Origin of the sequence: Rhodococcus sp. 05-2256-B1 (assembly GCF_002258465.1) — a bacterium.
GTDB classification, from domain to species: Bacteria; Actinomycetota; Actinomycetes; order Mycobacteriales; family Mycobacteriaceae; genus Rhodococcoides; species Rhodococcoides fascians.
This window is the reverse complement of sequence record NZ_NOZA01000037.1, coordinates 54,086-79,547: the sequence shown is the minus strand read 5'-3', so window position 1 is coordinate 79,547 and position 25,462 is coordinate 54,086. Positions and strand designations below refer to the sequence as shown.

The following is a 25,462-nucleotide window of genomic DNA, read 5'->3' as shown; positions in this document are numbered from 1 at the left end:
CGAAACGCCCGGTCCCATTCCGAACCCGGAAGCTAAGCCCTCCAGCGCCGATGGTACTGCACTCGACAGGGTGTGGGAGAGTAGGACACCGCCGAACACAACATCCCAAAATGCCCCTGACCACCCGTGGTCAGGGGCATTTTGCATTCGAAAGCAACACCCACACAACAGTATTCACCCCTTTCGTTGACCTGAAGGCGCAGGCATCGACACCTGCACCCCCAGTCCCATCATCGCCATACGGACCCCCGTCCCCTCGCCCCAGGGCCGCGAACGCGAGCGCGTTCGCCGGACGCGAGCAGAACAGCGACACCAGACCGCGCGCACCCGACAAACGCGCGCGCATTCGCATAGCACCAGAGGTGCCGGCACCACGTCGCCTCCGACAGTGCCGGACGTTCACTCGCAACACCCACCCCCCGTCGCATACGCGAGCGCATCGCGCAGACAAAGGGGATCGGTGATCCCCAACCGTGTCGCCCGCTGAGGCGCGCCACCCCACCCCGTTCGCACACGCGAGCAGAACAGCGACAGCAGACTGCGCGTACCTGACAAACGCGCGCGCGTTCGCGTACACCGGGAAGGCCTACCGACCGATCGAATCGAAGTAGTCGGGCCACACTCCACCACTCGTTCGAGTGCGCCCCTAAAAAGTCCAGCTGCACAACAATTCTCGAGCGCGGAATTTAATCAGTGGAGTTCGATGCCTCGGCAGTGCATGATCGTCGTACGGGTACATCGCATCGATCGTGGAGGTGGACAATGGCAGCAAATTTCGAGCTCGCAGGCCGGGGCGTCGTCTACACGCGATCCGCGGCTAATGCCGATCACGCTCTCTGAGTAGAGCTTTCGCGGATCGAGGCCGATAAGCCTCGACAACGACGCGTCGACTATTTTGCGCCGCACGGCTGTGCTCCGTGTGAGGCGTCCATTCTTTCTGTAGGAGAACAGATGTACTACGAACATGTCTTGAGTGAACATCGACAACGGGTTGCCCGGGGTGTCGAGAACTACGAACGGCGTCGCGTAGCAGCCGAGCGGGCTGCGGAAAGTGTTGCGGCACAAGATCGAATCGAAACCGTTCAGGAATCGGACGAGGCAACCACCGGAAACGACGATGGAAAAGCCGGAAACGTTGACAGTTCTGAATCCGGTATCGGGTCCGGATTCGTCTCGGCAAATCGCTGACCGGTCATCGTTTGACCAGATGTGAATATCGATCGCCGGCTGCGTCGATGAAGTCGCGCACGAACCAGCACGCAGGGACCACTTGGAGGCCCTGCGTGCTGGTGTCGTCGAGGGCGTATTCGGTGAGCGCGGCGGCCAGCCCTCGGCCGCGGAACCGAGGCAGTGTCACGGTGTGGTGGAAGGTTCGGACGCCGTTCGACTCGAAGTACTCGGAGTACCCGGCCGGCTCGGAGTCGACGTGAATCTCGAATCGGTGGGCGGCGGTGTCATGGGTGATCGTCACCGGCATTGCGGTACCTCCTGGCAGTATTCGATGTCTCCACGGTAACCGGCAACCGAACGGCGATCGTTCGGTAGTTACTCGAGCACGCATCGACGCAGTAGGCTGGGGGAAACCGAGTCGTGCGAGCGCCACCCGTCGCAACACCTCTCTTCATAAGTACGGGGCGCTCGAGGCTTAAGGCGGCAAACCGTGGAAGACACATCCGACCGGGGAATCAAGGCTTTCATCAGAACCGTCGCGCAGCGCGGTGGACGCGCGGAGCGTCTGACCACCTCGCGCCGCAATCCCGTTCAGGTCTGGTCGATGGACGGTAAGTCCTCGTGCATCGTGCGGGTGCGATCGAAGGTGACCGGCGACTGGAAGGCCCGCAGACAGGACGAGTCGCTCGCGAGCGACGACACGGGGTCGTCGTACTGGGTGTTCGTGGACCTGGCAACCGAGGAACCGCGGTTCTACATGGTGTCCTCCGAGGAGATGGCGTCGGATATTCGCGGAGAAGTGGATCTGTGGGTACAGGACTCGCCGCTACGGACGCGAACCGGGCATCACGCCATTGCAGTCGACAGGGTGGCTCACGGCAGCGAACGCTGGGAACTGCTGGGACTGAGCGCCACCCTGGACACGTCGGTCGACGTCGGACCCGAGCAGACGTGGGTTCGCACGCCCAGGGTCAAAGCAACGCGGAAGTCCAAGGTCGTCGTCGAAGAGGAAGTGATCGACAACCGGGTACGGGTGGTGGCCGATTGCGAGGGATACCGGCTCAGCGGGCGATTCGACCCGCAGACTCAGCGCCTGGAAATCACGGCCGGGCCGATGGAGGGTCGACGGTTCGACAACCCGTCCGTCGCCGCCAGTGCCGTCGCCACGCACATCAGTGGAGATGTCGAGGAGCGGGACGGCTGGCAGTTCTGGCAGTTGGACACTCCCGATCGCGCCCCTCTCGGTTCCTTTCAGTAAGAACTAGCAGGTGAACGCCATGATTTTGTGAGCTTTCACCAACTTCGCGCAACGTGCGGAAACCGTCGAAGTGTCTGATTAACCTGGCGCTTGTACGACGAGCTCCCTGTTTCAATCGCTGGGTCGAATCGATGCTCGAGAGTTCGTCTGTGCATCGGGTTTCGGGTCTCAGCGAGCTCGACGGTCGACAGTGCGAGGGGTGCTGTCGACCGTGGGGAGAGGTATTCACCATGGAGCAGTCATACCGAGCGGCATCCGCTCATTCGTCCCGCTTCCTTTTTCTCATCGCACAGTTCGTCGACCGGAGAATTCCGGCGGAATTCTTCTCGACGCAGTTTCGAGAACTTCAGAACACGCGGGTGACATACCTGGATGCAGAGGTGTCGTCGGTGATCGGGATGCTGTCGGTCGACGTCGGGGCGTATCTGGGAGACGTCGACCTTCGCGGCGTGGACTACATCGATGCGGAACAGCTGTGGCGTGCGGCCGGCCACGCGTTTCGTGACCTCATGACATTGCAGTCCGAGCAGTTCGAGCGCGAGGCCGGCTGATCGGCCACCGCAGCACGTCAGCGAAATCGATCACGGTGTCGCAGAAGGTCTTCCAGCCGGAAGCGTCGGTGGGTGCCACGCATTTCGATCGGTAGGTCTCCGGCGTCGGCCAAGCGCCGAACGTAGGTGTCGGAGACACCGAGTACCTCTGCCGCTTGCGAGGTCGTCAGCAGTTCTTCGACGGTTCCGATGGCCACAGCCCTGGCGGTGGCCAGCTGGGTGAGCAGTTCGAGCACCGCAGCGCGCGCGGAGTCGTCCAGGTCCACCGACACGCCACCGAGACGGACATCGACGTCCGTGTCCGTGTTCTCGTGCAGTGCCGTCGTGATTCGTGCGGCAGAGCGCGAACTCAGCGCGCGGGTGACGAATCGGAAGTCCATCCGACCAGGATAGGAGCGTCCGGTTCGCCTAGGCTCGGGACACCCACCATCCGAGGAGTGTTTCAGTGCCGCAGTTGTTGCACCTGGATTCGTCTGCCGACCTGTCCCGTTCGATCAGCCGTCGGGTGACAGCCCACTTCTCGGACGCGTGGCACACCATCGGAACCGATCATTCGGTGATTCGCCGTGATCTGCACGTCAATGCATTGCCACATCTGCCGACCTCGGCACTGCATTGGGCACCGCACCTGCGGACTGCCGACGAGACCGTGGACGCGGCAGCCGAGGCTCTTCAAGTCGAGCTGATCGAGGAACTGATCTCCGCGGACGTCGTACTGATCGGTGCGCCGATGTACAACTGGTCGATCCCGTCGACGCTGAAGGCGTGGATCGACTACGTGCACGTTCCCGGCATCACGGTGCCGTTCGACGGCGACACAGCACCACTCGTCGGCAAGCCTGCGGTTGTGGTCACCAGTCGGGGGAACGAGTACACCCCGGGCTCGGAGGCAGCGTCGATCGACCACACCACGGGGCAGCTGCGGCAGGTTCTCGGTGCTGCACTGGGCATGGACGTGCATTTCGTCCCGATCGACCTGACCCTTGCCGAGCGGGTTGCCGGTCTGGCACCGAAGATTCCGCAGGCTCGGGCCAGCCTCGACGCGGCATTCTCGGCCGTCGACGAGCTCGCGCGGCGTCTGGGCACGATCTCGCCCGTGTGAGAGCCGAGTAGCCTGTCAGGGTGCAACCGAACGGCCCTGGTAGCGGCATCGAACGTGGACCAGGACGCCACCGGTTGGCGCGTCCGTCCGGCGACCACGCTGTTGCGCTGCGGATCGGCCGGGTGCTCGTCGCGACGGCGGCGGTGGCGTCCGTCGCAGTCAGTGGCGTCGGATTCGCGGTGTACCGGGAGGCAACCACCGGACTGACCACCTCCGATGCGCTCGACGGTATCGCGAACAACGATCCGGATGTCAACGGTGCCGACACCAACATTCTGCTGATCGGGCTCGACAGTCGTAAGGACATGGACGGCAACGATCTGCCGGCCGCGTTCGTCACCGACACCCTGCATGCCGGTGACAGCGACGTCGGGGGATACAACACCAATACGCTTCTGCTGGTGCATCTTCCGGCCGGCGGTGGACGAGCGACAGCGCTGTCGATACCGCGCGACGACTACGTCGACGTTCCCGGGTACGGCAAGCGCAAGATCAAGGAGGCCTACGGGCTCGCCAAGGCCGATGCCGACACCCAATTGCTCGACGAGGGTGTCACCGACGCGGCCGAGCGTGAGCGTCGAGCACGCGAGGCGGGGCGCCGCTCGACACTGATGGCCGTTCGCGATCTCCTCGATGTGCCCATCGATCATTTCGCGGAAGTCAATCTTCTAGGATTCTACGACGTGGCGACGGCAGTCGGCCCGATCCAGGTCTGCCTGAACAACCCGGTGCACGATACGTACTCGGGTGCGGACTTCCCCGCGGGTGCGCAAGAGTTGAGCGCGACTCAGGCGTTGTCCTTCGTGCGTCAACGGCACGGACTCGACAACGGTGACCTCGACAGAACCAAGCGGCAGCAGGCGTTCGTGGCCGGGGTGATGGCCAAGCTCAGCGCATCCGGCGTGCTGGCGAACATCAGCGAATTGCGTGCGCTGATCGCGGGTACCAAGAACGACATCGTCATCGACGCGGGCCTCGACCCGATCGGCCTGGCCGGGGGAGCCGGTGCCGTCATGAAGGGTGATATCGACTTCTACACGCTGCCGATCACGGGCTACGACACCGTCGACGGTCAGGACGTCAATCTCGTCGACGTCGACGCCATCAGAGCCGAGGCAGCGCGATTGATCGGTCCTGCGCAGCCGACACCCGCAGCCCTCGATCCGACATCGGATCCGGCACCACCACCGCTCGAGGTAGCCGTACCCGAGCCGTCCCACGACCTACCGGCCGCCCCGGACCAGGGTGTGCACAGCAACGGCGGCATCCCCTGCGTCGACTGAGCCCTGCGTCGGCTAGGTCAATGGTTCGGCGTGCTCGACAGAACATCCATCAACTGCTTCTCGACAGCGGCGAACTGCGGCGTCGTGACGATCTCGAGCTCCCGGGGTCGAGGCAGCGGTACGTCGACCTGCCGTCGAACGTGGGCGGGTCGTGGCGAGAGGACCACCACCCGATCGGACAGGTAGACCGCCTCGCGGATGTCGTGGGTGATCATCAGCACCGTCCACCTGAACTCCGACCAGACCTGCTGCAGCCAGGCCTGCATGTCACTACGGGTCAACGAGTCCAATGCCCCGAAGGGCTCGTCCAACAGCAACACCGACCGTCCCTGCACCACGGTGCGCAGCAGTGCTGCTCGTTGCCGCATGCCACCGGACAGTTCGGACGGGCGAGCGGACTCGTACCCGTCGAGACCGAACACCGGGAACAACTCGCGTGCCCGCGCTCGTGCCTCCTTCTTGGCGACGCCTTGTACTTCGAGGCCGAGCGAGGTGTTGTCGAGCACCGATCGCCACGGGAACAGCAGGTCCTTCTGCGGCATGTACGCGCACGGCGGGACTCGGACCGAGCCCGAATCGGGTGTATCGAGGCCGGCGAGCATGTTGAACACCGTGCTCTTGCCCGACCCGCTCGGACCGATGATCGACACGAATTCACCGGGCCGGACTCCGAACGACACGTCGTCGAGTACCGGTTTTCCGCCGAACGATTTTCTCAGAGCCGAGATGTCGATGCTGTGCTCTACGTCAGACATTGTGGGCTCGACATCAGACATTGTGGCCCGCCGAGCCCTGACGTGCCCACGGGGCGACGACGCGTTCGACCACGAACGTCGAGACGAACAGGAGCACGCTGATCACCGCGGTGACGGCAACGGCTGCAAGTACCAAATCGGTACGGAACGAATTCTTCTGCTGACTCATGTAGATACCGAGTCCTGCGGTGGCTCCTGCGTATTCGGCAAAGATCGCACCGACGACGGCGTAGGTGATGCCGATGCGAAGCGAGGTGAAGAATCGAGGAAGTGCCGACGGCAGCCGTACGTAGCGGAACTGCTGCCAGCGGCCGGCCCCCATGGTGGCCAGGAGGGCTCGCGCGTCGCGATCTGCGGCGGCGAACCCCTCGATGAGCCCGATGGCCATGGGAAAGAACGTCGCCAGTGCGATCACGAGAATCTTCGGTAACAGTCCGAACCCGAACCAGATGATGAGCAGCGGTGCGATGGCGATGATCGGCAGTGTCTGCGAGACGACGAACAAGGGTACGAACGCACGGCGCAGCCACGGCGAGAAGTCCACGGCGATGGCGAGCAGCCAGGCCAGCACGAGAGAGACTGCGAAACCGACGAGTGTCACCTGCAGTGTCGCTGCGGCATTCTCGGCAATCGCCTCGCGTTGGGCCCAGCCCTGCGTGAGAACGCGGCCGGGGGAGGGCAGTACCTGTGGCCTGATGCCGCTGACCTCGACATAGATCTGCCACACCGCGATCGACAGGACGACGACGGTCACCGCGGGCCATGCCCACCGCAACGAAGCTCGGACACCGCTGAGCGAGAACGTATCTCGCTCAGCGGTCACCGGCTCATCGATCGCCGAGGTAGTCATCGGTGAAATAGGTGGACCAGTCCGGTTCGGCGCTCAGCGGTGCACCGTTCTGATCGGTGAGTACCCCGCTGTCGTAGAGAAACTTCGAGTACGCGGTCCACGTCTCGATGCTCTGTCGTCCGACCTCGCCCGCGGAATCCTTCATGTACTTCTCTGCGAGCATCTTCTGACTCTCGAACACCAACGATTCGTCGGTGAACGTACCGGGATTGGCGTCGATCAGATCCTGAGCCGCCTTGTCCGGATCGTCCGCTGCGAGTTGGTAGCCACGCTGCAGCGCCTGCACGAACTTCTTCGCCTCGTCCGGATGCGCAGCCAGCCACGGCTCGTTTCCGCTGATGGTGATGGCGTAGGCGTCGGGGAACCCGTAATCGGTGTAATCGAAGTACTTCATCGGCGTTCCGCTGTGCTCTGCCTCGATGCCCTCCCACGCGAGGTAGGACACGGTGAAGTCGGCAGTGCCGGAGTACACCGCCTCGTAGGCCGATGTGCCGAGCACGACGGTCTCGTATTCGCCTGTGCCACCGTCGTTCTCGATGACCTGCCGGAGCCCGGCCTGCTCGCCGGATTCACCGAAACCGGCGTAGACCTTGCCGTCGAGTGCGCGTGGGCTCGCGATGTCGTCCCGATCCGCACGCACTCCGATGCCGGTGGCCCAGTGCTGCAGTGGTGCGAGGACGGACACGGTCCGGGCACCGGCGGATCTCGCGAAGACCGTCGAACTCTGGGTGCTGATACCGAACTCGGCGTTGCCTGCATCGACGAGCGTGTCCGCGGCGGTGTTGTTGTACGGCAGTACTTCCACATCGAGCCCGGCGTCGGCGAAGTAGCCCTCCTGAAGGGCGACGTAGAGGCCGGTGTGATTGGTGTTGGGAGTCCAGTCGAGGGCGAAACGGATGGTGTCGGAATCCGTCGACTGTGAGCAGCCGGCCATCACCGTGGTTGCGAGGACTGTCGCCACCATCACCGTGAGCAATCGAAACGTTCTCATGCGTGCACCGCGCTCTCGGTCGATGGCCACGGAGTGGGGTGTAATGCGCTGTCCCAGAACATCAATTCGTACCTCGACGCAACGACGAAGGCGTCGATCATCTGCTCACGCTGCAGTTCCGTCGCAGAGTCGGCCGCGTCGTCGACGAAGCCCTTGGCGGCATCGACGAGGGCATGGAATTCGGGTGCGTCGTAGTTGGCCACCCACTGTGCGTAGGGATGACCGGGATCGCGTGCGAGCACGGCTTTCGCCGCTCCGGCGAGCGAGCGGCCGACGTCGGCGTAGATCCAGAAGCACGGCAGCACAGCTGCCGCCGCAACGGGATACGGCTCGGTCGCGGCGACGGCCGTCAGGTAGGAGGTGTAGCCGAGGCATGCCGGTGAAGGCGTCGGCGTCTCGGTGGAGGACGGAAGAACGCCTCCGGTGAGCATTGCCTCGTGCGAGGCGGCCTCGTCCATCGCGCTCGCTGCAGCGCCGGCCCAGAAGGCTCCGGCCACCGGTGTCGGCGCGTGCGCTGCCAGCAGGGACAGCGACTTCACGTAGCCACCGAGATACAGCGAATCCTGTTCCAGATATCGACGGAACGCGTCGAGGGGAAGGGTTCCCGCACCGAGCCGGCGGAGGAATTCGAGATCGTCGATCGCGCGTCTGATGTGCGCGGATGCGTCCCAGAGTCGATCGGTGAAGCGGACCGGGTCCGCAGATACAACAGGCGTCATCGCCTTGACATCCCTTCGTCAGTATTACCTGCATCAGGTTCGGCGGGTTTGATCTCAGCATCCGCATCGGCGGACACACCCCGTGTCAGAACGTCAGTGACAGTAACACCGGTCACCATGTGCCGGTGTTACTGCCCCTTCACCTCGGCCTGGGTCTAGCCCAGCATGTCCTCGAGCTCCATGCCCTTGGTCTCGCGGATGTTGGACTTGACGAAAAGGAACGACAACGCAGCGAAGAGCGCGAAGCCGGCGTAGATGACCCACAGTCCGACGGACGACGTCAGTGGTGGGAAGGCAAGCGTGACAGCGAAGTTGGCGATCCAGTTCGCAGCCGTACCGATACCGAGAGCCATGGCACGCATCCGGTTGGGGAACATCTCGCCGAGCATGACCCACATGATCGGTCCCCAGGTCGATGCGAAGAAGATGACGAACAGATTCGCCCCGACCAACGCGATCGCACCCCACGGCGACGGCAGACTGACCTCGTCGCCGCTGCCGGTCGCCTGCGAGAAGGCGACGGATGCCATGACGAGTCCGACGAACATTCCGATGGACCCCGCCATCAGCAGCTTGCGCCTGCCGATGCGATCGACGAACAGAATCGCCACGAACGTCATGGCCACGTTGATGACCGCGGTGATGACCGAGGTGGTGAACGACTGGTCCTCGGTGAACCCGACCGACCGCCACAGCGTCGTCGAGTAGTAGAAGATCGCATTGATGCCGACCAGCTGTTGCAGGACGGCCATCGTGATGCCCACCCAGACGATCGGCTGCAGACCGAACTTGGGGCCACGGATGTCGGCGAACGACGATCGGGCCTCCTTGCGCAGCGTCAGCCTGATCTCGTGCACTCGCTCGTCGGGATGCAGCTCGCCGGTGATGTTCGCCAGAACCGCGGCGGCTTCCTCGTCCAGATGCTGACCCACCAGGTAGCGGGGTGACTCCGGGATCAGGGTGGCCAGGATTCCGTAGACCAGAGCGGGGACCACACCGACGAGGAACATCCAGCGCCACGCCTCGACACCGAACCACAGGTCGTTGGAGGCTCCGTCGGCCGCACCCGCGAGAAGGGCGTCGGACAGTAGGGCAGCGAAGATACCGATGGTGATCGCCAATTGCTGCAGCGAGGCCAGCGCGCCACGCCATTTGGCGGGCGCGATTTCGGCGATGTAGGCCGGTGCGATGACCGACGCGATGCCGATGCCGAGACCGCCGAGCACACGCCAGAGCATGAGATCGGGAACGCTGAACGCGAGCCCGGAGCCGACCGAGGAAATGACGAACAGGGCCGAGCCGAGCAGCATCACCTTCTTGCGGCCCCAGCGATCGGCGAGGCTACCGGCGAACCAGGCACCGATCGCGCAGCCGATCAGGGCGATCGCAACCACGAAGCCGGTGGTGAACGAGCCGAGAGAGAAGTGGTCTTCGATCGAATCGACAGCTCCGTTGATGACCGAACTGTCGAAGCCGAACAGGAAGCCGCCTACAGCGGCGGCGACGCTGACGCCGATGACCTTCGCTGTGTGACGGTCCGAGGTCTGATTCATGTGTGATGCACCTTCTGGCCGCGCGCGGGCGCCGGCCGCTGGGGAGACCGTACGGCAGGGATTGTCGTACCGTCCTGGGACATTACGCCTGGTCTTTCGCCGCGCGAACGACGCCGTCAGCGAAGGTCGAAATCGTCGTCCGAGACGGTGAAACCGTGGCCGACCTGATCGGTGCAGGTGACTCCGGTCTGCTCGTCGACGCTGCATCGAAGCCCGTTGGTGGATCCACTACCCGCCACGGTGAGTTCTTCGCCGTACGGGAGTGCCGCCGCGGGTCCGTCGAATCGGTGGAACTTGGGATCGCCCAGGCTCTCGAACTTCGCGGGGGAGCCGGCGATGATCTGCACGGAATTGGGTTTCACCCGGTCGGAGGATGCACTGTCGGTCACCTCGGGGGCCGAGTCGGGCAGCGAGCCGTGGCAACCGGCGATCGACGTCTCTTGTACGGCTATACCGCACTCGAACTTGCCGCTGGGGCTCGTGAAGTAGTACCAGCCCGGAGCCTTGCCTGCGTACTGCGTCGGGTTCGCTTGCTGGGCAACCGCACTCGGCGTGGTCTTCGTGGTGCTGGACGGTGTGGTGCTGGACGGTGTCGTGGAGGACGGTGTCGTGGAGGATGGCGTGGCAGGCACAGTGCTCGACGGCAGGCCACGGTCGGTGGTCGGAACCGCGGTGATCGGCTGGGGGCGGTCGGTGATGACCGTCGCCATGGGTCCGTCACCTCCGCCGCCCGAACCGCAGGCGGACAACAGGAACACTCCGACGACCGCCGCCAGGGCGTATCCAATTCTCTTCATGACTCGTTCCTCGGTTCGATGGGAGCGCTGCCGGGGGTTTCGAGCGGGCCGGCGTCGGGGATGGAGTTGGTACGTTGAGCAACGACCCGAAGGGAGGTGCGATGGACGACACCACGTCCGACTCCACCGTCCGTGTGAGCACGCCGTACGGCGACGTTCTCGGCTACCCGGTTGCGGCCGACGCATCGCCGACAGTCGCCTGGAGGGGTATTCCGTACGCGACACCGCCGGTGGGTGAGTTGCGGTTTCGAGCACCGCGTCCCCTGCAGCCGTGGAACGGCGTGCTCGACGGTCTGCACTTCGGTGCGATGGCACCGCAGGGCCGCGACAGCCCGGTCCCGATCGATCCGTCGTTGTCGATCTCCGAGGATTGCCTGTCGCTCAACGTGTGGGCACCACGGCCGGACGGCGAACTGCGTCCGGTGCTGGTGTGGATCCACGGCGGCGCGTATTCGCTCGGTTCGTCCGCGCAACAGGTGTACGACGGGCGACATCTGAGCGAGAACGGCGACGTGGTCGTGGTCTCGATCAACTTTCGTCTCGGCGCATTCGGCTTTCTCGATCTGTCGTCCTTCTCCACCGACGAACACGTCTTCGAGACCAATCTCGGCTTGCGCGACCAGATTGCGGCGCTGCACTGGGTCCGGGAGTGCATCTCCGCCTTTGGTGGGGACCCCGACGAGATCACCGTCTTCGGCGAGTCCTCCGGTGGCGCGTCGGTCACCACTCTGATGACCTCGCCCAAGGCCGAGGGGCTCTTCCATCGAGCGATCGTGCAAAGTGCCCCGGCCACGTCCGTGTACGGTCCCGAACGCGGCGCTGCGGTGGCCGCCCGGTTCCTCGAGCTCGTGGGGGTCGACCGCGACGACGTCGGCGAGTTGCTCGAGATGCACTTCAGCAGACTGGTCACCGCGGGGGACACCCTCTGCTACGAGATTCCGACCACAGTGCCTGGGACACTGGGACTTTCGCCCGTCGTCGACGGAGACATCGTGCCCCGTTACCCGGTCGCGGCCTTTCAAAAAGGTCTGTCGCACAGAATTCCGTTGATCATCGGCACCAATCACGACGAGCCCTCGATCTTCCGGTTCATGAAGTCCCCGTTGATGCCGATCACGTCCGACACCGTCTCGGAGATGTTCCGGGCCATCGCGCACGATCACGCGGACATGCCCGCCTCGCGTATCGCGGAGATCATGGCCGCCTACCCGGACAGGAACAAACCCGCTGGGGCGCAGGCGATCTCGCGTGATGCAGGCTTCGTCATGCCGAGTCTGTGGATCGCCGACGGGCACAGTAGGCATTCGCCGACCTGGATGTACCGTTTCGATCACGCGACGCCGATGCTCAAGGCCGCGCGAGTAGGGGCCGGCCACGCGACCGAACTGCCGTACGTGTTCGGCAATTTCGGAACTCTCAACCGAGATCCCACCTTCTGGCTGGGGGGTCGGAAACCGGCGATGGCGGTGTCGGCCCGGATGCAGCGGCGGTGGCTGGCCTTCGCGCGGTACGGAGTACCGGCCGCGCTGGACGCGTCCAAGCACTGGGCCCCGTACACCGAGAAGAATCGATGGACTCTGGTGATCGATACGTCCGACACGCTCGTCGACGATCCCGACGGAGACATGCGCGCTGCCTGGGGCGACCGGGTGGTGGGATTCAGCTGACCCGTCGCCGGCCCGCCGCCGGGTCGTTCCGCAGGCTTCACTCCTGCTCGGGACGTCACAGGCATACATCGAACGTAACAGCAAGAACACCGGCCGCTGGAGTCACAGCGGTAACAATTGAATGTCAGGCAGGAGTGGAGCCTGCGGATTGACCCGGTTGGGTAGGCCAGTCGGTGGGTGCGGTTATGTTCGATGAGTGCTGATGTCCAGGATTGTCGAAACCTCTCGGGCCGTGGCCGCGACGCGTTCGCGCAAGGTCAAGATCGAGGAGCTCGGTGCTGTGCTGTCCGAGGCACAGGCGGGTGACATCGAACCGGCGGTGTCGTGGTTGTCGGGCGAATTGCCGCAGGGACGGATCGGGGTCGGCTGGCGCACACTCGCAGATCTGGATGTCCCGTCCGCCTCGGAGTCGACGCTGACCGTTGCCGAGGTGGACGAGAAGTTGTCCGAGGTGGCGGCGACGTCGGGCGCTGGTTCGGCTGCGCGACGTTCGGCCCTGCTGCTGGACTTGTTCTCGCGGACCACGGCCGACGAGCGTGCGTTCGTCATCAGGTTGGTCACGGGCGAGCTGAGGCAAGGTGCGCTCGAGGGCATCATGGTCGACGCTGTCGCGGCTGCCACAGCTCTGCCGCAGGCGTCGGTGCGGCGGGCGTTCATGCTGTCCGGTCGATTGTCTGCCACTGCCGTCGCCGCCATGACCGGTGGTGTCGAGGCATTGAACGCCTTTCGGCTCGAAGTCGGTCGGCCGGTTCGCCCGATGCTGGCGTCGCCGGCGGAGTCTCTTCGGGGTGCCTGGGAGCAGCTGGCGGGGGATGTGACGGTCGAGTACAAGCTGGACGGTGCCCGAATTCAGGTGCATCGCTCAGGATCCGACGTGAGCATCTACACCCGCACCCTGCGCGATATCACCGCCGGTGTGCCCGAGCTGGTGGAACTGGTCCGTGCACTTCCCTGCGAGTCGGTGGTCCTCGATGGCGAAACACTCGCACTGGACGACAGTGGCAGGCCGCGTCCGTTCCAGGAGACGATGAGCCGGTTCGGTGCCGAGAGCGCACACGAATTGTTGCTGCAGCCCTATTTCTTCGACTGTCTGCATCTCGACGGCGTCGATCTGCTCGACGCTCCACTCGAAGAGCGTCTCGCAGCGCTCGACAAGGTGGCGCCGGGACATCGGATTCCGAGTGCCGTACGGCCCGACGCCGACGGGGCGGCTGCCCACTTCGATGCAGCGCTCGATGCCGGGCACGAGGGAGTCATGCTCAAGGCCCTGAGCGCCCCGTATGCGGCAGGCCGGCGCGGAAAGAGTTGGCAGAAGGTCAAACCCGAACACACTCTCGATCTCGTTGTTCTCGGCGCGGAGTGGGGATACGGTCGACGGACGGGCTTTCTGTCCAACCTGCATCTGGGGGCCCGCGATCCCGACGGCGGTGAACCGATCATGGTCGGCAAGACGTTCAAAGGCCTGACCGATGTGCTGCTGCAGTGGCAGACGGAGGAATTCCCGAAGCACGAACGCGAGCGAGATCAGCACACCGTGTACCTGCGGCCCGAGTTGATAGTCGAAATCGAACTCGACGGAGTGCAGGTCAGCTCGCGCTATCCGGGCGGGGTAGCGCTGCGTTTCGCCCGAGTGTTGCGATACCGACCGGACAAAAACCTTGCCACCGCGGACACCATCGATGCCGTCCGCGCGTTGTTGCCCAACTCGAACTCGTGAGTGCACCGAGAACTGTGCACGATTAATACATACGAAACCGGACGAACGATCCCGTAACACGGCGCAAAATACCTTGAGGGTGCAAGCCAGCGAGAGATGGAGTGCCGATGATGTCCACAGTTCGAGCTGCGTTGGTCCAGAGCACGTGGACCGGTGACAAAGAATCGATGATCGAGGCACACGAGGGGTTCGCTCGGTCAGCCGCCGAGCAGGGCGCGAAAGTTGTCTGCTTTCAAGAGCTTTTCTACGGTCCGTACTTCTGCCAGCTCCAGGATGCGAAATTCTACGAGTACGCAGAATCCGTACCGGGCCCGACGGTCGACCGGTTCGCGGCGTTGGCGAAAGAGCTCGGGATCGTCATGATCCTGCCCGTCTACGAGCAGGAGCAGCCCGGGTTGCTCTACAACACCGCTGCTGTGGTCGACGCAGACGGCACGTATCTCGGTAAATACCGCAAGCATCACATTCCCCACGTCAACGGATTCTGGGAGAAGTTCTATTTCCGTCCCGGCAACCTGGGGTGGCCGGTGTTCGATACCGCCGTCGGCCGCATCGGCGTCTACATCTGTTACGACCGGCATTTTCCCGAAGGCTGGCGTGCTCTCGGACTTGCCGGTGCCGAGATCGTCTTCAATCCCTCGGCAACCTCACGGGGTCTGTCGAATTATTTGTGGAAACTCGAGCAACCGGCCTCGGCCGTCGCGAACGAGTACTACGTGGGTGCGATCAACCGCGTCGGAATCGAATCCGAGTACGGCGACGACGATTTCTACGGCACCAGCTACTTCGTGGACCCCGAGGGCAAATTCGTCGGCGAGGTGGCGTCGGATTCCAAGCCCGAGATCGTCGTTCGAGACCTGGACATGGACCTGATCAAAGTGGTTCGTGACCGATGGGCGTTCTACCGTGACCGCAGACCCGACGCCTACGGCCCGCTGGTGCAACCCTGATGGCCACCACCTTCGTGCACGGCGGCACTGTCGTATCCACCACCGGCGCACAGGAACTGGATGTGCTCATCGACGGTGAGACCATCGTCGCAGTGCTGGCACCCGGCTCGATGTCCTTGGCCGCAGATCTGAAGACATCGGCGGACGTCGTCATCGATGCCACCGGGAAGTACGTGATTCCGGGCGGCGTGGACGGACACACGCACATGGAGATGCCGTTCGGGGGCACGTTCGCCTCCGATACCTTCGAAACCGGAACTCGCGCAGCGGCGTGGGGTGGTACGACGACCATCGTGGATTTCGCCATCCAGACTCCCGGCCAACGCGTCCAGGACACTCTGGCGCAGTGGCACGACAAGGCCGCCGGTCGGTGCGCGATCGATTACGGGTTTCATCAGATCATCGGCGACGTCACCGATGATTCGCTGAAAGCCATGAGCGAGTTGGTCTCCGAAGGTGTCACCAGCTTCAAACTCTTCATGGCGTACCCGGGGGTCTTCTACTCCGACGACGGCAAGATCCTGCGCGCCATGCAGTCGGCGGCGGAAACGGGTGCGCTGTTGATGATGCACGCGGAGAACGGGATTGCCATCGATGTCCTCGTGGCCCAGTCCATCGCACGCGGCGACACGGCCCCGTACTTCCACGGGACATCGCGTCCGTGGCAGCTGGAGGAAGAGGCGACGCATCGAGCGATCATGCTGGCCGACGTCACCGGAGCGCCGCTGTACGTCGTGCACGTATCGGCAAAGCAGGCTCTCGAACAGATTGCGCAGGCTCGGGGCAACGGGCAGAACGTGTTTGCCGAGACGTGTCCGCAGTACCTCTATCTCTCGCTCGAAGAACAACTCGGTGCACCCGGCTTCGAGGGGGCCAAATGGGTCTGCTCGACGCCCCTGCGGTCGCGGGCCGAGGGCCATCAGGACGAACTGTGGCGCTACCTGCGCACCGGTGACGTGGCAACCGTCAGTACCGACCATTGCCCGTTCTGCATGAAGGACCAGAAAGAAATGGGAATCGGCGATTTCTCCAAGATTCCCAACGGAATCGGTTCGGTGGAACATCGCATCGACTTGATGTTCCAGGGGGTCAAGAGCGGCAAGATCACCCTCGAGAAGTGGGTCGACGTCTGTTGCACCACCCCGGCCCGGATGTTCGGTATGTATCCGAGAAAGGGCGTCATCAGCCCGGGAGCAGATGCCGACATCGTGATCTACGACCCGAACGGGCACACCAGCATCGGGGTCGAGAAGACCCACCACATGAACATGGACTATTCGGCGTACGAGGGTTTCGAGATCGACGGGCACGTGGACACCGTGATGTCTCGCGGGCGCGTCATCGTCGACAGTGGATCCTATTCCGGCACTGCGGGACACGGCCGCTTTGTTCGCCGCGACCTGTCACAGAATCTGATCTGAGCATGGACATCGGGGTGGTGCTGCAGTGCAATCCGCCGGCGTCGCGGGTGATCGATCTGGCCAGACAGGCCGAGACACATGGGTTTTCGCACGTATGGACGTTCGATTCGCATCTGCTGTGGCAGGAACCGTACGTCATCTACAGTCAGATTCTGGCCGCGACCAGGCGTGTGACCGTGGGTCCGATGGTCACCAATCCGGCTACCCGCGATTGGACCGTGACGGCGTCGACGTTCGCGACCCTCAACGACATGTTCGGCAATCGAACCGTCTGCGGTATCGGTCGGGGTGATTCCGCGGTCCGCGCTCTCGGAGGTAAGCCGACAACGCTTGCCTCGCTTAGAGACTCGATCGAGGTGATCCGAAATCTGGCCAACGGGCGCAGCGCCCGGGTGGGTGACACGACGGTGCAGTTCCCGTGGGCGGAGCATTCGACGCTGGAGGTGTGGGTCGCGGCGTACGGACCGAAAGCCCTCGAGCTCACCGGGCAGGTAGCGGACGGATTCATTCTGCAATTGGCAGATCCGGACATTGCTGCGTGGACGATCGGCCGAGTGCGCGCGGCGGCCGAGCAGGCGGGCCGAGATCCGGATTCGATCTCGATCTGCGTGGCAGCTCCCGCCTACGTCACCGACGGTACCGAGGCCGGTCTCGAACATGCCCGCGACCAATGTCGTTGGTTCGGTGGGATGGTCGGCAATCACGTCGCCGATATCGTCGCACGCTACGGCGGTGACGGCGGCGGTGTTCCGCAGGCACTCACCGACTACATCGCGGCGCGCAAAGGGTACGACTACAACGAGCACGGTCGAGCCGGAAACTCGCACGCAGAATTCGTTCCGGACGAGGTGATCGACAGGTTCTGCCTACTGGGCACCCCGGCCGATCACATCGCCAAGCTGAAGGAGCTCGAGGCGCTCGGCGTCGACCAGTTCTCGGTGTACCTGCAGCACGACGCCAAGGCAGCGACGCTCGAAGCGTACGGAGAGAGCATCATCCCGCAGATTCGCACATCTGTCACGGCTACGTCGTGACGGGCGACGGGACTGTTGCCGTCGGCCAGTCGTACGCTCCGGTGAGTGTCACACCGAAGAAAGGCGGCAAGTAGATGGATCACGTGTTCTACTCCTGGTCGGCGCAGGCCGAACTGAACCCGATCACCGTCGAGGGTGCCGAGGGGTCGTGGTTCTGGGACGACAAGGGCAATCGGTACCTGGACTTCTCGTCCCAGTTGGTCAACGTCAATCTCGGGCATCAACACCCCGACGTGGTGGCCGCCATCGTCGAACAGGCCCAGGTTCTGACGACCATCTCTCCGACCGTGGCCAACAACAAGCGCAGTGAACTCGCCGCTCTGATCGCCGAACGCGCTCCGGGTGATCTGAACCGGGTGTTCTTCACGACGGGCGGTGCCGAAGCCGTCGAGCATGCGGTGAGGCTGGCGCGCCAGCACACCGGACGCACGAAGATGCTTGCCGCCTACCGCTCGTACCACGGCGGAACCGGAGTCGCTATCGGTCTCACCGGCGAGCCGCGGCGATGGGGTACCGAGCCGACCAACGTCGACGTCGTACGCTTCTTCGGGCCGTACCCGTACCGGTCGCCCTGGGGCACAACGATTCCCGAGGACGAGACAGCGGCAGCGCTGGCACACCTCGAACAGGTCATCGTGCTCGAAGGCGCGCAGAACATCGCCGGACTGATCCTGGAATCGGTCATCGGTACCAACGGTGTGCTGATCCCGCCGCCCGGATATCTGGCCGGCGTTCGGGCACTGTGCGACAAGTACGGGATCGTCTACATCGCCGACGAAGTGATGGTCGGGTTCGGGCGAATCGGCGAATGGTTCGCGTGCCAGGCCTGGGATGTGACACCGGATCTGATCACCTTCGCCAAGGGCGTCAACTCCGGATACGTGCCCCTCGGCGGGGTCGTGATCTCGGAGAAGATCGCCTCGCAGTTCGACCACAAGCCGTATCCGGGCGGCTTGACCTACTCCGGTCACGTCCTCGGGTGTGCCGCGGGCGTCGCATCAATCGGGGTGTTCGAGCGCGACAAGATCCTTCCGCACGTGCGTCACGTCGGCGAGGACGTACTCGGTGCGGGGCTGTCCAAGCTGGCCGAATCGCATCCGAGCGTCGGTGAGGTGCGCGGCAAGGGATTCTTCTGGGCCGTCGAGCTGGTCAGGGACGGCACGACGCGGGAGCCGCTGGTGCCCTTCGCCGCGTCGGGCAAGGATGCGGCGGCGATGGGCAGCGTGACCGCCGCGGCGAAGTCACGGGGTCTGTGGCCCTTCGTCGCAGGCAACCGTCTGCAGATCGCACCGCCACTGACGACGACCGAGGACGAGATTCGTCAGGGACTGGAAATCCTCGACGAGGTATTGACGGTGGCGGACGGGTTCACCGTCTGACTCGGGGTCGTGCGCGGAAACTCGCCCCAGACTACGAGGCAGGAGTGGAGCCTGCGGAACGACCCGAAAACACTGCACGCACGTGCGGCGTCAGCCGCTCTGATCAGAGCACAGCACCGGGGTTGAGGATTCCGGCCGGATCGAGAGCGGTCTTGATTCGCCGGGTCAGTTCCATGACGTCTTCGCCGACTTGATCGGGTAGCCAGGCCTTCTTGAGTCGACCGACGCCGTGTTCCCCGGTGATGGTGCCGCCCAACGAAATTGCCAGATCCATGATGGCTCCGAATGCGACGTTGGCCCGACGGGTCATGTCGGCGTCCTCGGGGTCGAACACGATGAGCGGGTGGGTGTTGCCGTCGCCCGCGTGCGCGATGACGGCGACCAGCACGTCGTACTTCTTCGACAGTTCGGCGATCCCGTCGACGAGAGCCGGGAGGGCAGGCAGCGGAACACCGACATCCTCGAGCAGCAGGCTGCCGAGTCGTTCGACCGCCGGAATGGCGAATCGACGTGCGGCAGCGAAGGCCTCACCCTCGTCGGGGTCGTCGGTGGTGAAGACATCCGAGGCTCCGGCCTCGGTGCATGCTGCGGCCATGATGTCGATCTCTCGCCCTCGATCGGCACCGGGGGAGTCGGACCGAGCGATGAGCATCGCAGCGGCCTCGCGGTCGAGTCCCATGTTCATGGCATCTTCGACGGCACCGATGGACGCACGGTCCATGAACTCGAGCATCGACGGCCGCAGGGTACGGGTGATGGCCAGAATGGCAGTCGTCGCATCGTGCACGGAGGCGAACGAGGCAACCACGGTGCTGGCCGGAGGTTGGGCCGGGATCAATCGAAGAGTGATCTCGGTGATGATGCCCAGGGTGCCCTCAGATCCCACGAAGAGCTTCGCAAGGGACAGTCCGGCAACATCTTTCAGGCGTGGTCCGCCGAGTCGGACGGCAGTCCCGTCGGCGAGGACGACCTCGAGCCCGAGAACGTAATCGGTGGTGACGCCGTACTTCACGCAGCACAGCCCGCCGGCATTGGTGGCCGCATTGCCGCCGATGGAGCACATCTCGAACGACGACGGATCCGGTGGGTACCACAGGCCGTGTTCGGCGACTGCTTTCTTGACTTCGGCGTTGAGCAGTCCGGGTTGTACGACGGCTATGCGGGTTACCGGGTCGACGGTGATCTCGCGCATCAGCTCGGTGGTGAGCACGATTCCGCCGTCGACGGCCGTGGCACCACCGGACAGGCCCGAGCCGGCCCCACGAGGGACGACCGCCACCGCGTGTTCGGTGGCCCACCGCATGACGGCTCTGACGTCGTCGGTGGACTGCGCGCGGACCACGGCCAATGGGGTACCCGCGTCGGGGTCCTTGGCCCAGTCGCGTCGGTATCCCTCGGTGATGTCGGGGTCGGTGACCACGGCACCGGCGGGAAGCAGCGCTTCGAGCTCGCTCAGGTGGGCATCTGCATCGGTAGTCACCGACATCCGGTTCTCCTCACGTCGTACATGTGACCGTCGCCACTCGAGTCTGTCACGACTCGCAGTGGGGCGTGAACGAGGACGCCGCTGGGATTGTCCGAGTCACATCAGTAACACCAGCCCCAGGCGTTACCAGATCGATGCGTCGTCGACACGCAATGTTGTAGTTCGCAGCGCTAGCGTCCAGCGCAGCGCATCTCGCACCCCATGCGGTGCGGGTCGACAAGGAGGCTGCACGATGATCGATCCCGGAAGTGACTCCTGGAACTATGTGGCGGCGATGTTCTCGTACGAATTCCTCGGGGGCGGAGTCGAATACGACACCATCGAGCGCATTCACCGCGGCGAGGTCGGCGAGTGGGTGCACGCGTTGCTGCAATCCGGGATGTTCGAGAGCGCGACCGTCGCGGCCATCGCCGACTCCTGGCGTGCAGCACCCCGTCGACTGTTCGACATGCTCGTCCTCGATGCCGACGAAATGACTGCTCGGCGTTGCTCTCTCGCGTGGTCGTCTCTCGATCGGCTCGCGCCGCTCGCTCGCCTGGGCTGATCACGGGTCGCACAGTCACAAATCACGGATCACGCACCCAGAATTGTCGTCCCGGAGTCGTCGACCACGATTGCCTGGCTGTCGGTCAGTCCGTGAGTTTCGATTCCCTCGCGTCGCAGACGGCGCAGCGTCGCCCATCCCGAATCCTGCTCGTCCAGCACGGAATCGAGATGCGGGACGACGGAGAAGTCGACGAGACCGAGCCCGCTCCACACCGGATCGATGCCTGCGATCGGCCGTACCTCGTTGGGGTCGTCGGCATCCTCGACTCCGGCCAGTGACGGCGCAGCGACGCACGCTCCCGCGCTGTACCCGCCGTAGGCGATGGTGTCGGCCCGAACGCGCCCGCGGATGACCTCGTCCGCACCGGAACGAGCCATCTGAGCGCGCAACACGAACGTGTTGCCACCGCGGACCCAGACTGCGTCGAACGCTGCCAGGGCGCGCTCGAATGCGGCCGGCCTCCCGGCGAAATCGCGCAGATCCAACTCCGACGGCCGGTATCCCAAGGCGCGCAGGGGTCCGAACTCGCTGCGGAGCGAGGATTCGCGGGCGGTGGCGGGCCAGGCATCGGCCGCATTGGCGATGACCGCGAGATCGGCGGGCGGGCCGGTGAGGCGGGCGAACTCGTCGGAATGGCCGCCGAATCGATACGAAGACAAGAACAACCTCACGAGGTCTGCTCCCCGGCGACCCTGGCCATTCCGGATCGGATTGCCTCGGCCACCCGCTCGGGTTCACGCAGGCGACGGGTGACGAACCCCGCCGCAAACTTCAGTCGGTCGCGGTCCCAGCGCGGCACCACGTGCAGATGCAGGTGAAAGACGGTTTGGAATGCGGCGACGCCGTCGTTGATCACCAGGTTTGCACCGTCGGCGCGTAGGTCGGACTCGCGCACTGCGCGCGCCAGCGTGTGCCCGACGCGGAAAACCTCGGCAGCCGTGTCCGGTCCGGTGGAGGTCAGGTCTGCGGAATGCTCGCGCGGAACCACCAGAACGTGGCCCCTGCTGATCGGTCGAATATCGAGAAAGGCGACGGCGTGCTCGTTCTCGAACACGCGGTGGGCGGGTGCGTCGCCGGCGACGATGGCACAGAAGATGCAAGATTCCACGATTGTCACTGTAAGGTCCGATCATCACGGATAGACCTGTATGGCGTGCATCACAATTGCTCGCCCTGTAGTCGCGAAATGTCGAAACGGACTCGATTCAGAACGAATCGGACTGTGTTCTGGGTTACCCGCGCTCCATTACCTGTGGCTACTATCAGGAACCTCGTGCCTTGTCGCATGGGTTCGTCCACTCGTCGCAGATTTCGAGCCATTGGCCGATCGGTGGGCACCATTCAACGCAGGAAGACGGAGATTTGGATACATCGCAGAGCACTGAAAAGGGTTCGGGATCCACGACGGTCGTCGGTGTGGTCCGCGAATCGGGGGAAGGTGAGCGACGTGTCGCTCTGGTCCCGAAGATCGTTGCCGCGCTCACGGGCAAGGGCGTCGAGGTCGTCGTGGAATCGGGTGCCGGACTCGGCGCTCTGATCCCGGACGAGCTCTATGTCGCAGCCGGGGCCACGATCGGCGATCCCTGGGGCTCGGAGGTCGTGGTCAAGGTCGCGCCGCCCACCGACGCAGAGATCTCGAGGCTGAAGTCGGGCTCGACGCTCATCGGTTTCCTCGCCCCACGCAATGCCGAGAACAGCATCGGCGCGCTGAAGGCCGCCGGAGTACAGGCGTTCGCGGTCGAAGCCATTCCGCGTATCTCCCGCGCTCAGGTGATGGACGCCTTGTCTTCTCAGGCGAACGTCGCCGGGTACAAGGCGGTTCTGTTGGCCGCGTCGGAGTCCACGAGGTTCTTCCCGATGCTGACCACCGCCGCCGGAACGGTCAAGCCGGCGACTGTGCTCGTTCTCGGTGTCGGTGTGGCCGGCCTGCAAGCCCTGGCCACCGCGAAGCGTCTCGGTGGTCGACCCACCGGCTACGACGTGCGACCGGAGGTAGCCGACCAGGTCCGTTCCGTCGGCGCGCAGTGGCTCGATCTGGGGATCGATGCTGCCGGCGAAGGCGGCTACGCGCGTGAGCTGACCGAGGACGAACGCGTCCAGCAGCAGCGTGCCCTGGAAGAGGCGATCAAGGGATTCGACGTCGTGATCACCACGGCGTTGGTGCCCGGCCGTCCCGCGCCGCGTCTGGTGACGGCCGCCGCAGTCGAGGGTATGAAGCCCGGCAGCGTCGTGGTCGACCTGGCCGGTGAGACCGGCGGAAACTGCGAACTCACCGAGCCCGGCCAGACCGTCGTCAAGCACGACGTCACCATCTGCTCGCCGTTGAACCTGCCTGCCACGATGCCCGAGCACGCCAGCGAGCTGTACTCGAAGAACATCTCGGCTTTGCTCGAGCTCATGCTGGTCGACGGCGCACTCGCTCCGGATTTCTCCGACGAAGTGCTCGCCGGTGCCTGCGTGACACGTGAGAAGGAGAACTGATGTACACCCCGCTTCTCGCGAACATCGCGATCCTGGTGTTGTCCGGGTTCGTCGGTTTCGCGGTGATCTCCAAGGTGCCGAACACCTTGCACACCCCGCTGATGTCGGGAACCAACGCCATCCACGGCATCGTCGTGTTGGGCGCGTTGGTCGTCCTCGGAAAGGTGCACGACCCGTCCATCGGACTGCAGGTCATCCTGTTCGTCGCGCTGGTGTTCGGAACCGTCAACGTCATCGGTGGCTTCGTGGTCACCGACCGCATGCTCGGCATGTTCAAGTCCAAGCCGGTGCCCGCCAAGACCTCGAAGGGTGCTGACTCCTGATGGACAATCTCGTCAACATTCTCTACATCGTCGCCTTCGGCATGTTCATCTACGGTCTGATGGGTCTGACCGGACCGAAGACCGCCGTGCGGGGCAACCAGATCGCCGCGGTCGGCATGTTCATCGCCGTGGTGGCCACGCTGATATCCATTCGCGACACCGGTAACTGGATCCTGATCATCGTCGGACTAGTCGTCGGCGTGGCGCTGGGAATCCCGCCTGCGCGACGGGTGAAGATGACGGCGATGCCGCAGCTGGTGGCTCTGTTCAACGGCGTCGGCGGTGGCACGGTCGCACTGATCGCGTGGGCCGAGTTCCTCGACACGTCCGGATTCTCGAACTTCAACCACGGAGAGTCGCCGACGGTGCATATCGTCATCGGCTCACTCTTCGCGGCGATCATCGGTTCCATCTCGTTCTGGGGCTCTCTCATCGCCTTTTTGAAGCTGCAGGAAACTCTGCCCGGCTCGCCGATCACCATCGGTAAGTTGCAGCAGCCGCTCAACGCTCTGCTGCTGATCGGCGCTGTGGCCGCTGCAGTGGTCATCGGCATCAACGCCACTCCGGGCGGCGGCGTGTCGCAGTGGTGGATCGTCGCGGTTCTCGTATTGGCAGGCATCCTCGGTCTCACGGTGGTACTGCCCATCGGCGGCGCGGACATGCCGGTCGTCATTTCGCTGCTCAATGCTCTGACCGGTCTGTCTGCTGCGGCTGCGGGTCTGGCGCTCAACAACACCGCGATGATCGTGGCGGGCATGATCGTCGGCGCGTCCGGCACGATCTTGACCAACCTCATGGCCAAGGCCATGAACAGGTCCATTCCGGCGATCGTCGCAGGTGGATTCGGCGGCGGCGACGCGGCTGCAGGCCCGGCCGGTGCAGGCGGGGGAACCGCCAAGGCGACCTCGGCGGCAGACGCAGCGATCCAGATGGCCTACGCCAACCAGGTCATCGTCGTGCCCGGCTACGGCCTTGCCGTCGCTCAGGCACAGCATGCCGTCAAGGACATGGCCAAGTTGCTGGAGTCCAAGGGTGTCGAGGTCAAGTACGCCATCCACCCCGTCGCCGGTCGCATGCCGGGACATATGAACGTGCTGCTCGCCGAGGCCGACGTCGCGTACGACGCGATGAAGGAAATGGACGACATCAACGACGAGTTCTCTCGCACCGACGTCACGTTGGTCATCGGAGCGAACGACGTGACCAACCCGGCGGCGCGCAACGATCCGTCGAGCCCGATTCACGGGATGCCGATTCTCAACGTCGATCAGTCGAAGTCGGTCATCGTCCTCAAGCGGTCGATGTCGTCCGGCTTCGCCGGAATCGAGAACCCACTGTTCTTCGCGGAAGGCACGTCGATGCTGTTCGGCGACGCAAAGAAGTCGGTGTCCGAGGTGACCGAGGAGCTCAAGGCCCTCTAGTCGGTCG

Annotated in this window: 25 protein-coding genes, 1 rRNA gene and 1 riboswitch; of the genes, 15 read left to right on the top strand and 11 right to left on the bottom strand. The window is 64.0% G+C overall.

The window, feature by feature from the left end; translation table 11 throughout:
• A 5S ribosomal RNA gene (rrf, locus tag CH285_RS24295) occupies nucleotides 1–97 on the top strand; the annotation flags it as partial.
• Between the two features lie 1,095 nt (nucleotides 98–1,192).
• Here the strand turns inward: rrf and CH285_RS24285 are convergent.
• The gene (locus CH285_RS24285; RefSeq protein ID WP_027497965.1) at nucleotides 1,193–1,477 is read right to left on the bottom strand and encodes a GNAT family N-acetyltransferase; all 285 of its coding nucleotides are present in this window, start codon (nucleotides 1,475–1,477) and stop codon (nucleotides 1,193–1,195) included.
• Nucleotides 1,478–1,660: 183 nt separating this feature from the next.
• Between CH285_RS24285 and CH285_RS24280 the strand changes: the two genes are divergently transcribed.
• Both CH285_RS24280 and CH285_RS24275 read left to right on the top strand, forming a co-directional pair.
• Nucleotides 1,661–2,428 (top strand): hypothetical protein, encoded by a 768-nt coding sequence (locus CH285_RS24280; protein WP_094643563.1) that lies wholly within the window; start codon nucleotides 1,661–1,663, stop codon nucleotides 2,426–2,428.
• Nucleotides 2,429–2,658: 230 nt separating this feature from the next.
• Nucleotides 2,659–2,979 (top strand): colicin immunity domain-containing protein, encoded by a 321-nt coding sequence (locus tag CH285_RS24275; RefSeq protein WP_027497963.1) that lies wholly within the window; start codon nucleotides 2,659–2,661, stop codon nucleotides 2,977–2,979.
• Between the two features lie 17 nt (nucleotides 2,980–2,996).
• On the opposite strand, the gene CH285_RS24270 is transcribed toward CH285_RS24275, so the two are convergent.
• Nucleotides 2,997–3,359, bottom strand: coding sequence for a helix-turn-helix domain-containing protein (locus CH285_RS24270; RefSeq protein WP_032365543.1), 363 nt, complete (start codon nucleotides 3,357–3,359; stop codon nucleotides 2,997–2,999).
• 65 nt (nucleotides 3,360–3,424) lie between these two features.
• Between CH285_RS24270 and CH285_RS24265 the strand changes: the two genes are divergently transcribed.
• Both CH285_RS24265 and CH285_RS24260 read left to right on the top strand, forming a co-directional pair.
• Nucleotides 3,425–4,081 carry an FMN-dependent NADH-azoreductase gene (locus CH285_RS24265; RefSeq protein ID WP_027497962.1) on the top strand — a complete coding sequence of 219 codons (657 nt, stop codon included), beginning with the start codon at nucleotides 3,425–3,427 and terminating at the stop codon, nucleotides 4,079–4,081.
• A gap of 20 nt (nucleotides 4,082–4,101) precedes the next feature.
• Nucleotides 4,102–5,364 carry an LCP family protein gene (locus tag CH285_RS24260; protein ID WP_052055061.1) on the top strand — a complete coding sequence of 421 codons (1,263 nt, stop codon included), beginning with the start codon at nucleotides 4,102–4,104 and terminating at the stop codon, nucleotides 5,362–5,364.
• A gap of 17 nt (nucleotides 5,365–5,381) precedes the next feature.
• Here CH285_RS24260 and CH285_RS24255 read toward each other — a convergent pair whose 3' ends face one another.
• The 6 genes from CH285_RS24255 to CH285_RS28080 form a co-directional block, all read right to left on the bottom strand.
• Complete coding sequence (locus CH285_RS24255) at nucleotides 5,382–6,119, bottom strand: ABC transporter ATP-binding protein (protein ID WP_032374005.1); 738 nt, start codon at nucleotides 6,117–6,119, stop codon at nucleotides 5,382–5,384.
• 13 nt (nucleotides 6,120–6,132) lie between these two features.
• Nucleotides 6,133–6,969, bottom strand: coding sequence for an ABC transporter permease (locus CH285_RS24250; protein ID WP_027497959.1), 837 nt, complete (start codon nucleotides 6,967–6,969; stop codon nucleotides 6,133–6,135).
• Nucleotides 6,947–7,933, bottom strand: coding sequence for an ABC transporter substrate-binding protein (locus CH285_RS24245; RefSeq protein ID WP_052055064.1), 987 nt, complete (start codon nucleotides 7,931–7,933; stop codon nucleotides 6,947–6,949). The genes CH285_RS24250 and CH285_RS24245 overlap by 23 nt, the downstream gene beginning before the upstream one ends.
• A gap of 23 nt (nucleotides 7,934–7,956) precedes the next feature.
• On the bottom strand, nucleotides 7,957–8,679 hold the full coding sequence (locus CH285_RS24240; RefSeq protein WP_094643566.1) for a TenA family protein: 723 nt from the start codon (nucleotides 8,677–8,679) through the stop codon (nucleotides 7,957–7,959).
• Nucleotides 8,673–8,772, bottom strand: a riboswitch (TPP riboswitch). Its footprint overlaps the gene before it by 7 nt.
• A gap of 62 nt (nucleotides 8,773–8,834) precedes the next feature.
• Nucleotides 8,835–10,232: a sugar porter family MFS transporter gene (locus CH285_RS24235; RefSeq protein ID WP_027497956.1), complete on the bottom strand. Its 1,398-nt coding sequence runs from the start codon at nucleotides 10,230–10,232 to the stop codon at nucleotides 8,835–8,837.
• 116 nt (nucleotides 10,233–10,348) lie between these two features.
• Nucleotides 10,349–11,029 carry a hypothetical protein gene (locus CH285_RS28080; protein WP_176458475.1) on the bottom strand — a complete coding sequence of 227 codons (681 nt, stop codon included), beginning with the start codon at nucleotides 11,027–11,029 and terminating at the stop codon, nucleotides 10,349–10,351.
• Between the two features lie 101 nt (nucleotides 11,030–11,130).
• Between CH285_RS28080 and CH285_RS24225 the strand changes: the two genes are divergently transcribed.
• From CH285_RS24225 to CH285_RS24200, 6 genes are all read left to right on the top strand, one after another.
• Nucleotides 11,131–12,696, top strand: a complete 1,566-nt coding sequence (locus CH285_RS24225) for a carboxylesterase/lipase family protein (RefSeq protein ID WP_032389992.1) — start codon at nucleotides 11,131–11,133, stop codon at nucleotides 12,694–12,696.
• 196 nt (nucleotides 12,697–12,892) lie between these two features.
• Nucleotides 12,893–14,413: an ATP-dependent DNA ligase gene (locus CH285_RS24220; protein WP_027497953.1), complete on the top strand. Its 1,521-nt coding sequence runs from the start codon at nucleotides 12,893–12,895 to the stop codon at nucleotides 14,411–14,413.
• A 110-nt stretch (nucleotides 14,414–14,523) separates the two neighbouring features.
• A complete protein-coding gene (locus tag CH285_RS24215; RefSeq protein ID WP_204848030.1) occupies nucleotides 14,524–15,363 on the top strand; it encodes a nitrilase-related carbon-nitrogen hydrolase in 840 nt (279 codons plus the stop codon).
• Nucleotides 15,363–16,784 carry a dihydropyrimidinase gene (gene hydA / locus CH285_RS24210; RefSeq protein WP_094643561.1) on the top strand — a complete coding sequence of 474 codons (1,422 nt, stop codon included), beginning with the start codon at nucleotides 15,363–15,365 and terminating at the stop codon, nucleotides 16,782–16,784. Before CH285_RS24215 ends, hydA begins: the two co-directional genes overlap by 1 nt.
• A 2-nt stretch (nucleotides 16,785–16,786) precedes the next feature.
• Nucleotides 16,787–17,818 carry a TIGR03842 family LLM class F420-dependent oxidoreductase gene (locus CH285_RS24205; RefSeq protein ID WP_032389977.1) on the top strand — a complete coding sequence of 344 codons (1,032 nt, stop codon included), beginning with the start codon at nucleotides 16,787–16,789 and terminating at the stop codon, nucleotides 17,816–17,818.
• A gap of 74 nt (nucleotides 17,819–17,892) precedes the next feature.
• The gene (locus tag CH285_RS24200) at nucleotides 17,893–19,197 is read left to right on the top strand and encodes an aspartate aminotransferase family protein (RefSeq protein WP_032389976.1); all 1,305 of its coding nucleotides are present in this window, start codon (nucleotides 17,893–17,895) and stop codon (nucleotides 19,195–19,197) included.
• Nucleotides 19,198–19,300: 103 nt separating this feature from the next.
• Here the strand turns inward: CH285_RS24200 and CH285_RS24195 are convergent, their stop codons facing one another.
• Complete coding sequence (locus CH285_RS24195) at nucleotides 19,301–20,683, bottom strand: FAD-binding oxidoreductase (protein WP_032368798.1); 1,383 nt, start codon at nucleotides 20,681–20,683, stop codon at nucleotides 19,301–19,303.
• A 232-nt stretch (nucleotides 20,684–20,915) separates the two neighbouring features.
• Between CH285_RS24195 and CH285_RS24190 the strand changes: the two genes are divergently transcribed.
• Nucleotides 20,916–21,227 carry a hypothetical protein gene (locus CH285_RS24190; RefSeq protein WP_032389975.1) on the top strand — a complete coding sequence of 104 codons (312 nt, stop codon included), beginning with the start codon at nucleotides 20,916–20,918 and terminating at the stop codon, nucleotides 21,225–21,227.
• Nucleotides 21,228–21,256: 29 nt separating this feature from the next.
• Here the strand turns inward: CH285_RS24190 and CH285_RS24185 are convergent, their stop codons facing one another.
• On the bottom strand, nucleotides 21,257–21,901 hold the full coding sequence (locus tag CH285_RS24185; protein ID WP_032373994.1) for a Type 1 glutamine amidotransferase-like domain-containing protein: 645 nt from the start codon (nucleotides 21,899–21,901) through the stop codon (nucleotides 21,257–21,259).
• Nucleotides 21,898–22,338 (bottom strand): HIT family protein, encoded by a 441-nt coding sequence (locus CH285_RS24180; protein WP_045840906.1) that lies wholly within the window; start codon nucleotides 22,336–22,338, stop codon nucleotides 21,898–21,900. Before CH285_RS24180 ends, CH285_RS24185 begins: the two co-directional genes overlap by 4 nt.
• Nucleotides 22,339–22,592: 254 nt before the next feature.
• Here CH285_RS24180 and CH285_RS24175 point away from each other — a divergent pair, with 254 nt between their 5' ends.
• Genes CH285_RS24175 through CH285_RS24165 form a run of 3 tightly spaced genes read left to right on the top strand, consistent with a single transcriptional unit; the run spans nucleotide 22,593 to nucleotide 25,455 of the window.
• Nucleotides 22,593–23,711: a Re/Si-specific NAD(P)(+) transhydrogenase subunit alpha gene (locus CH285_RS24175; RefSeq protein ID WP_032365557.1), complete on the top strand. Its 1,119-nt coding sequence runs from the start codon at nucleotides 22,593–22,595 to the stop codon at nucleotides 23,709–23,711.
• A complete protein-coding gene (locus CH285_RS24170; RefSeq protein WP_027497943.1) occupies nucleotides 23,711–24,034 on the top strand; it encodes an NAD(P) transhydrogenase subunit alpha in 324 nt (107 codons plus the stop codon). The genes CH285_RS24175 and CH285_RS24170 overlap by 1 nt, the downstream gene beginning before the upstream one ends.
• Nucleotides 24,034–25,455 carry an NAD(P)(+) transhydrogenase (Re/Si-specific) subunit beta gene (locus CH285_RS24165; RefSeq protein ID WP_027497942.1) on the top strand — a complete coding sequence of 474 codons (1,422 nt, stop codon included), beginning with the start codon at nucleotides 24,034–24,036 and terminating at the stop codon, nucleotides 25,453–25,455. Before CH285_RS24170 ends, CH285_RS24165 begins: the two co-directional genes overlap by 1 nt.
• Nucleotides 25,456–25,462: the final 7 nt, after the last annotated feature.

What these genes read in the sequence shown, in the direction of transcription:
- CH285_RS24255 (WP_032374005.1), bottom strand. Translation starts at nt 6,119, where the DNA reads ATGTCTGACGTAGAGCACAGCATCGACATCTCGGCTCTGAGAAAATCG.
- CH285_RS24240 (WP_094643566.1), bottom strand. Translation starts at nt 8,679, where the DNA reads ATGACGCCTGTTGTATCTGCGGACCCGGTCCGCTTCACCGATCGACTC.
- CH285_RS24275 (WP_027497963.1), top strand. Translation starts at nt 2,659, where the DNA reads ATGGAGCAGTCATACCGAGCGGCATCCGCTCATTCGTCCCGCTTCCTT.
- CH285_RS24190 (WP_032389975.1), top strand. Translation starts at nt 20,916, where the DNA reads ATGATCGATCCCGGAAGTGACTCCTGGAACTATGTGGCGGCGATGTTC.
- hydA (WP_094643561.1), top strand. Translation starts at nt 15,363, where the DNA reads ATGGCCACCACCTTCGTGCACGGCGGCACTGTCGTATCCACCACCGGC.
- CH285_RS24170 (WP_027497943.1), top strand. Translation starts at nt 23,711, where the DNA reads ATGTACACCCCGCTTCTCGCGAACATCGCGATCCTGGTGTTGTCCGGG.
- CH285_RS24285 (WP_027497965.1), bottom strand. Translation starts at nt 1,477, where the DNA reads ATGCCGGTGACGATCACCCATGACACCGCCGCCCACCGATTCGAGATT.
- CH285_RS24250 (WP_027497959.1), bottom strand. Translation starts at nt 6,969, where the DNA reads ATGACTACCTCGGCGATCGATGAGCCGGTGACCGCTGAGCGAGATACG.
- CH285_RS24235 (WP_027497956.1), bottom strand. Translation starts at nt 10,232, where the DNA reads ATGAATCAGACCTCGGACCGTCACACAGCGAAGGTCATCGGCGTCAGC.
- CH285_RS24225 (WP_032389992.1), top strand. Translation starts at nt 11,131, where the DNA reads ATGGACGACACCACGTCCGACTCCACCGTCCGTGTGAGCACGCCGTAC.
- CH285_RS28080 (WP_176458475.1), bottom strand. Translation starts at nt 11,029, where the DNA reads ATGAAGAGAATTGGATACGCCCTGGCGGCGGTCGTCGGAGTGTTCCTG.
- CH285_RS24200 (WP_032389976.1), top strand. Translation starts at nt 17,893, where the DNA reads ATGGATCACGTGTTCTACTCCTGGTCGGCGCAGGCCGAACTGAACCCG.
- CH285_RS24195 (WP_032368798.1), bottom strand. Translation starts at nt 20,683, where the DNA reads ATGTCGGTGACTACCGATGCAGATGCCCACCTGAGCGAGCTCGAAGCG.
- CH285_RS24245 (WP_052055064.1), bottom strand. Translation starts at nt 7,933, where the DNA reads ATGGTGGCGACAGTCCTCGCAACCACGGTGATGGCCGGCTGCTCACAG.
- CH285_RS24165 (WP_027497942.1), top strand. Translation starts at nt 24,034, where the DNA reads ATGGACAATCTCGTCAACATTCTCTACATCGTCGCCTTCGGCATGTTC.
- CH285_RS24215 (WP_204848030.1), top strand. Translation starts at nt 14,524, where the DNA reads ATGTCCACAGTTCGAGCTGCGTTGGTCCAGAGCACGTGGACCGGTGAC.
- CH285_RS24270 (WP_032365543.1), bottom strand. Translation starts at nt 3,359, where the DNA reads ATGGACTTCCGATTCGTCACCCGCGCGCTGAGTTCGCGCTCTGCCGCA.
- CH285_RS24205 (WP_032389977.1), top strand. Translation starts at nt 16,787, where the DNA reads ATGGACATCGGGGTGGTGCTGCAGTGCAATCCGCCGGCGTCGCGGGTG.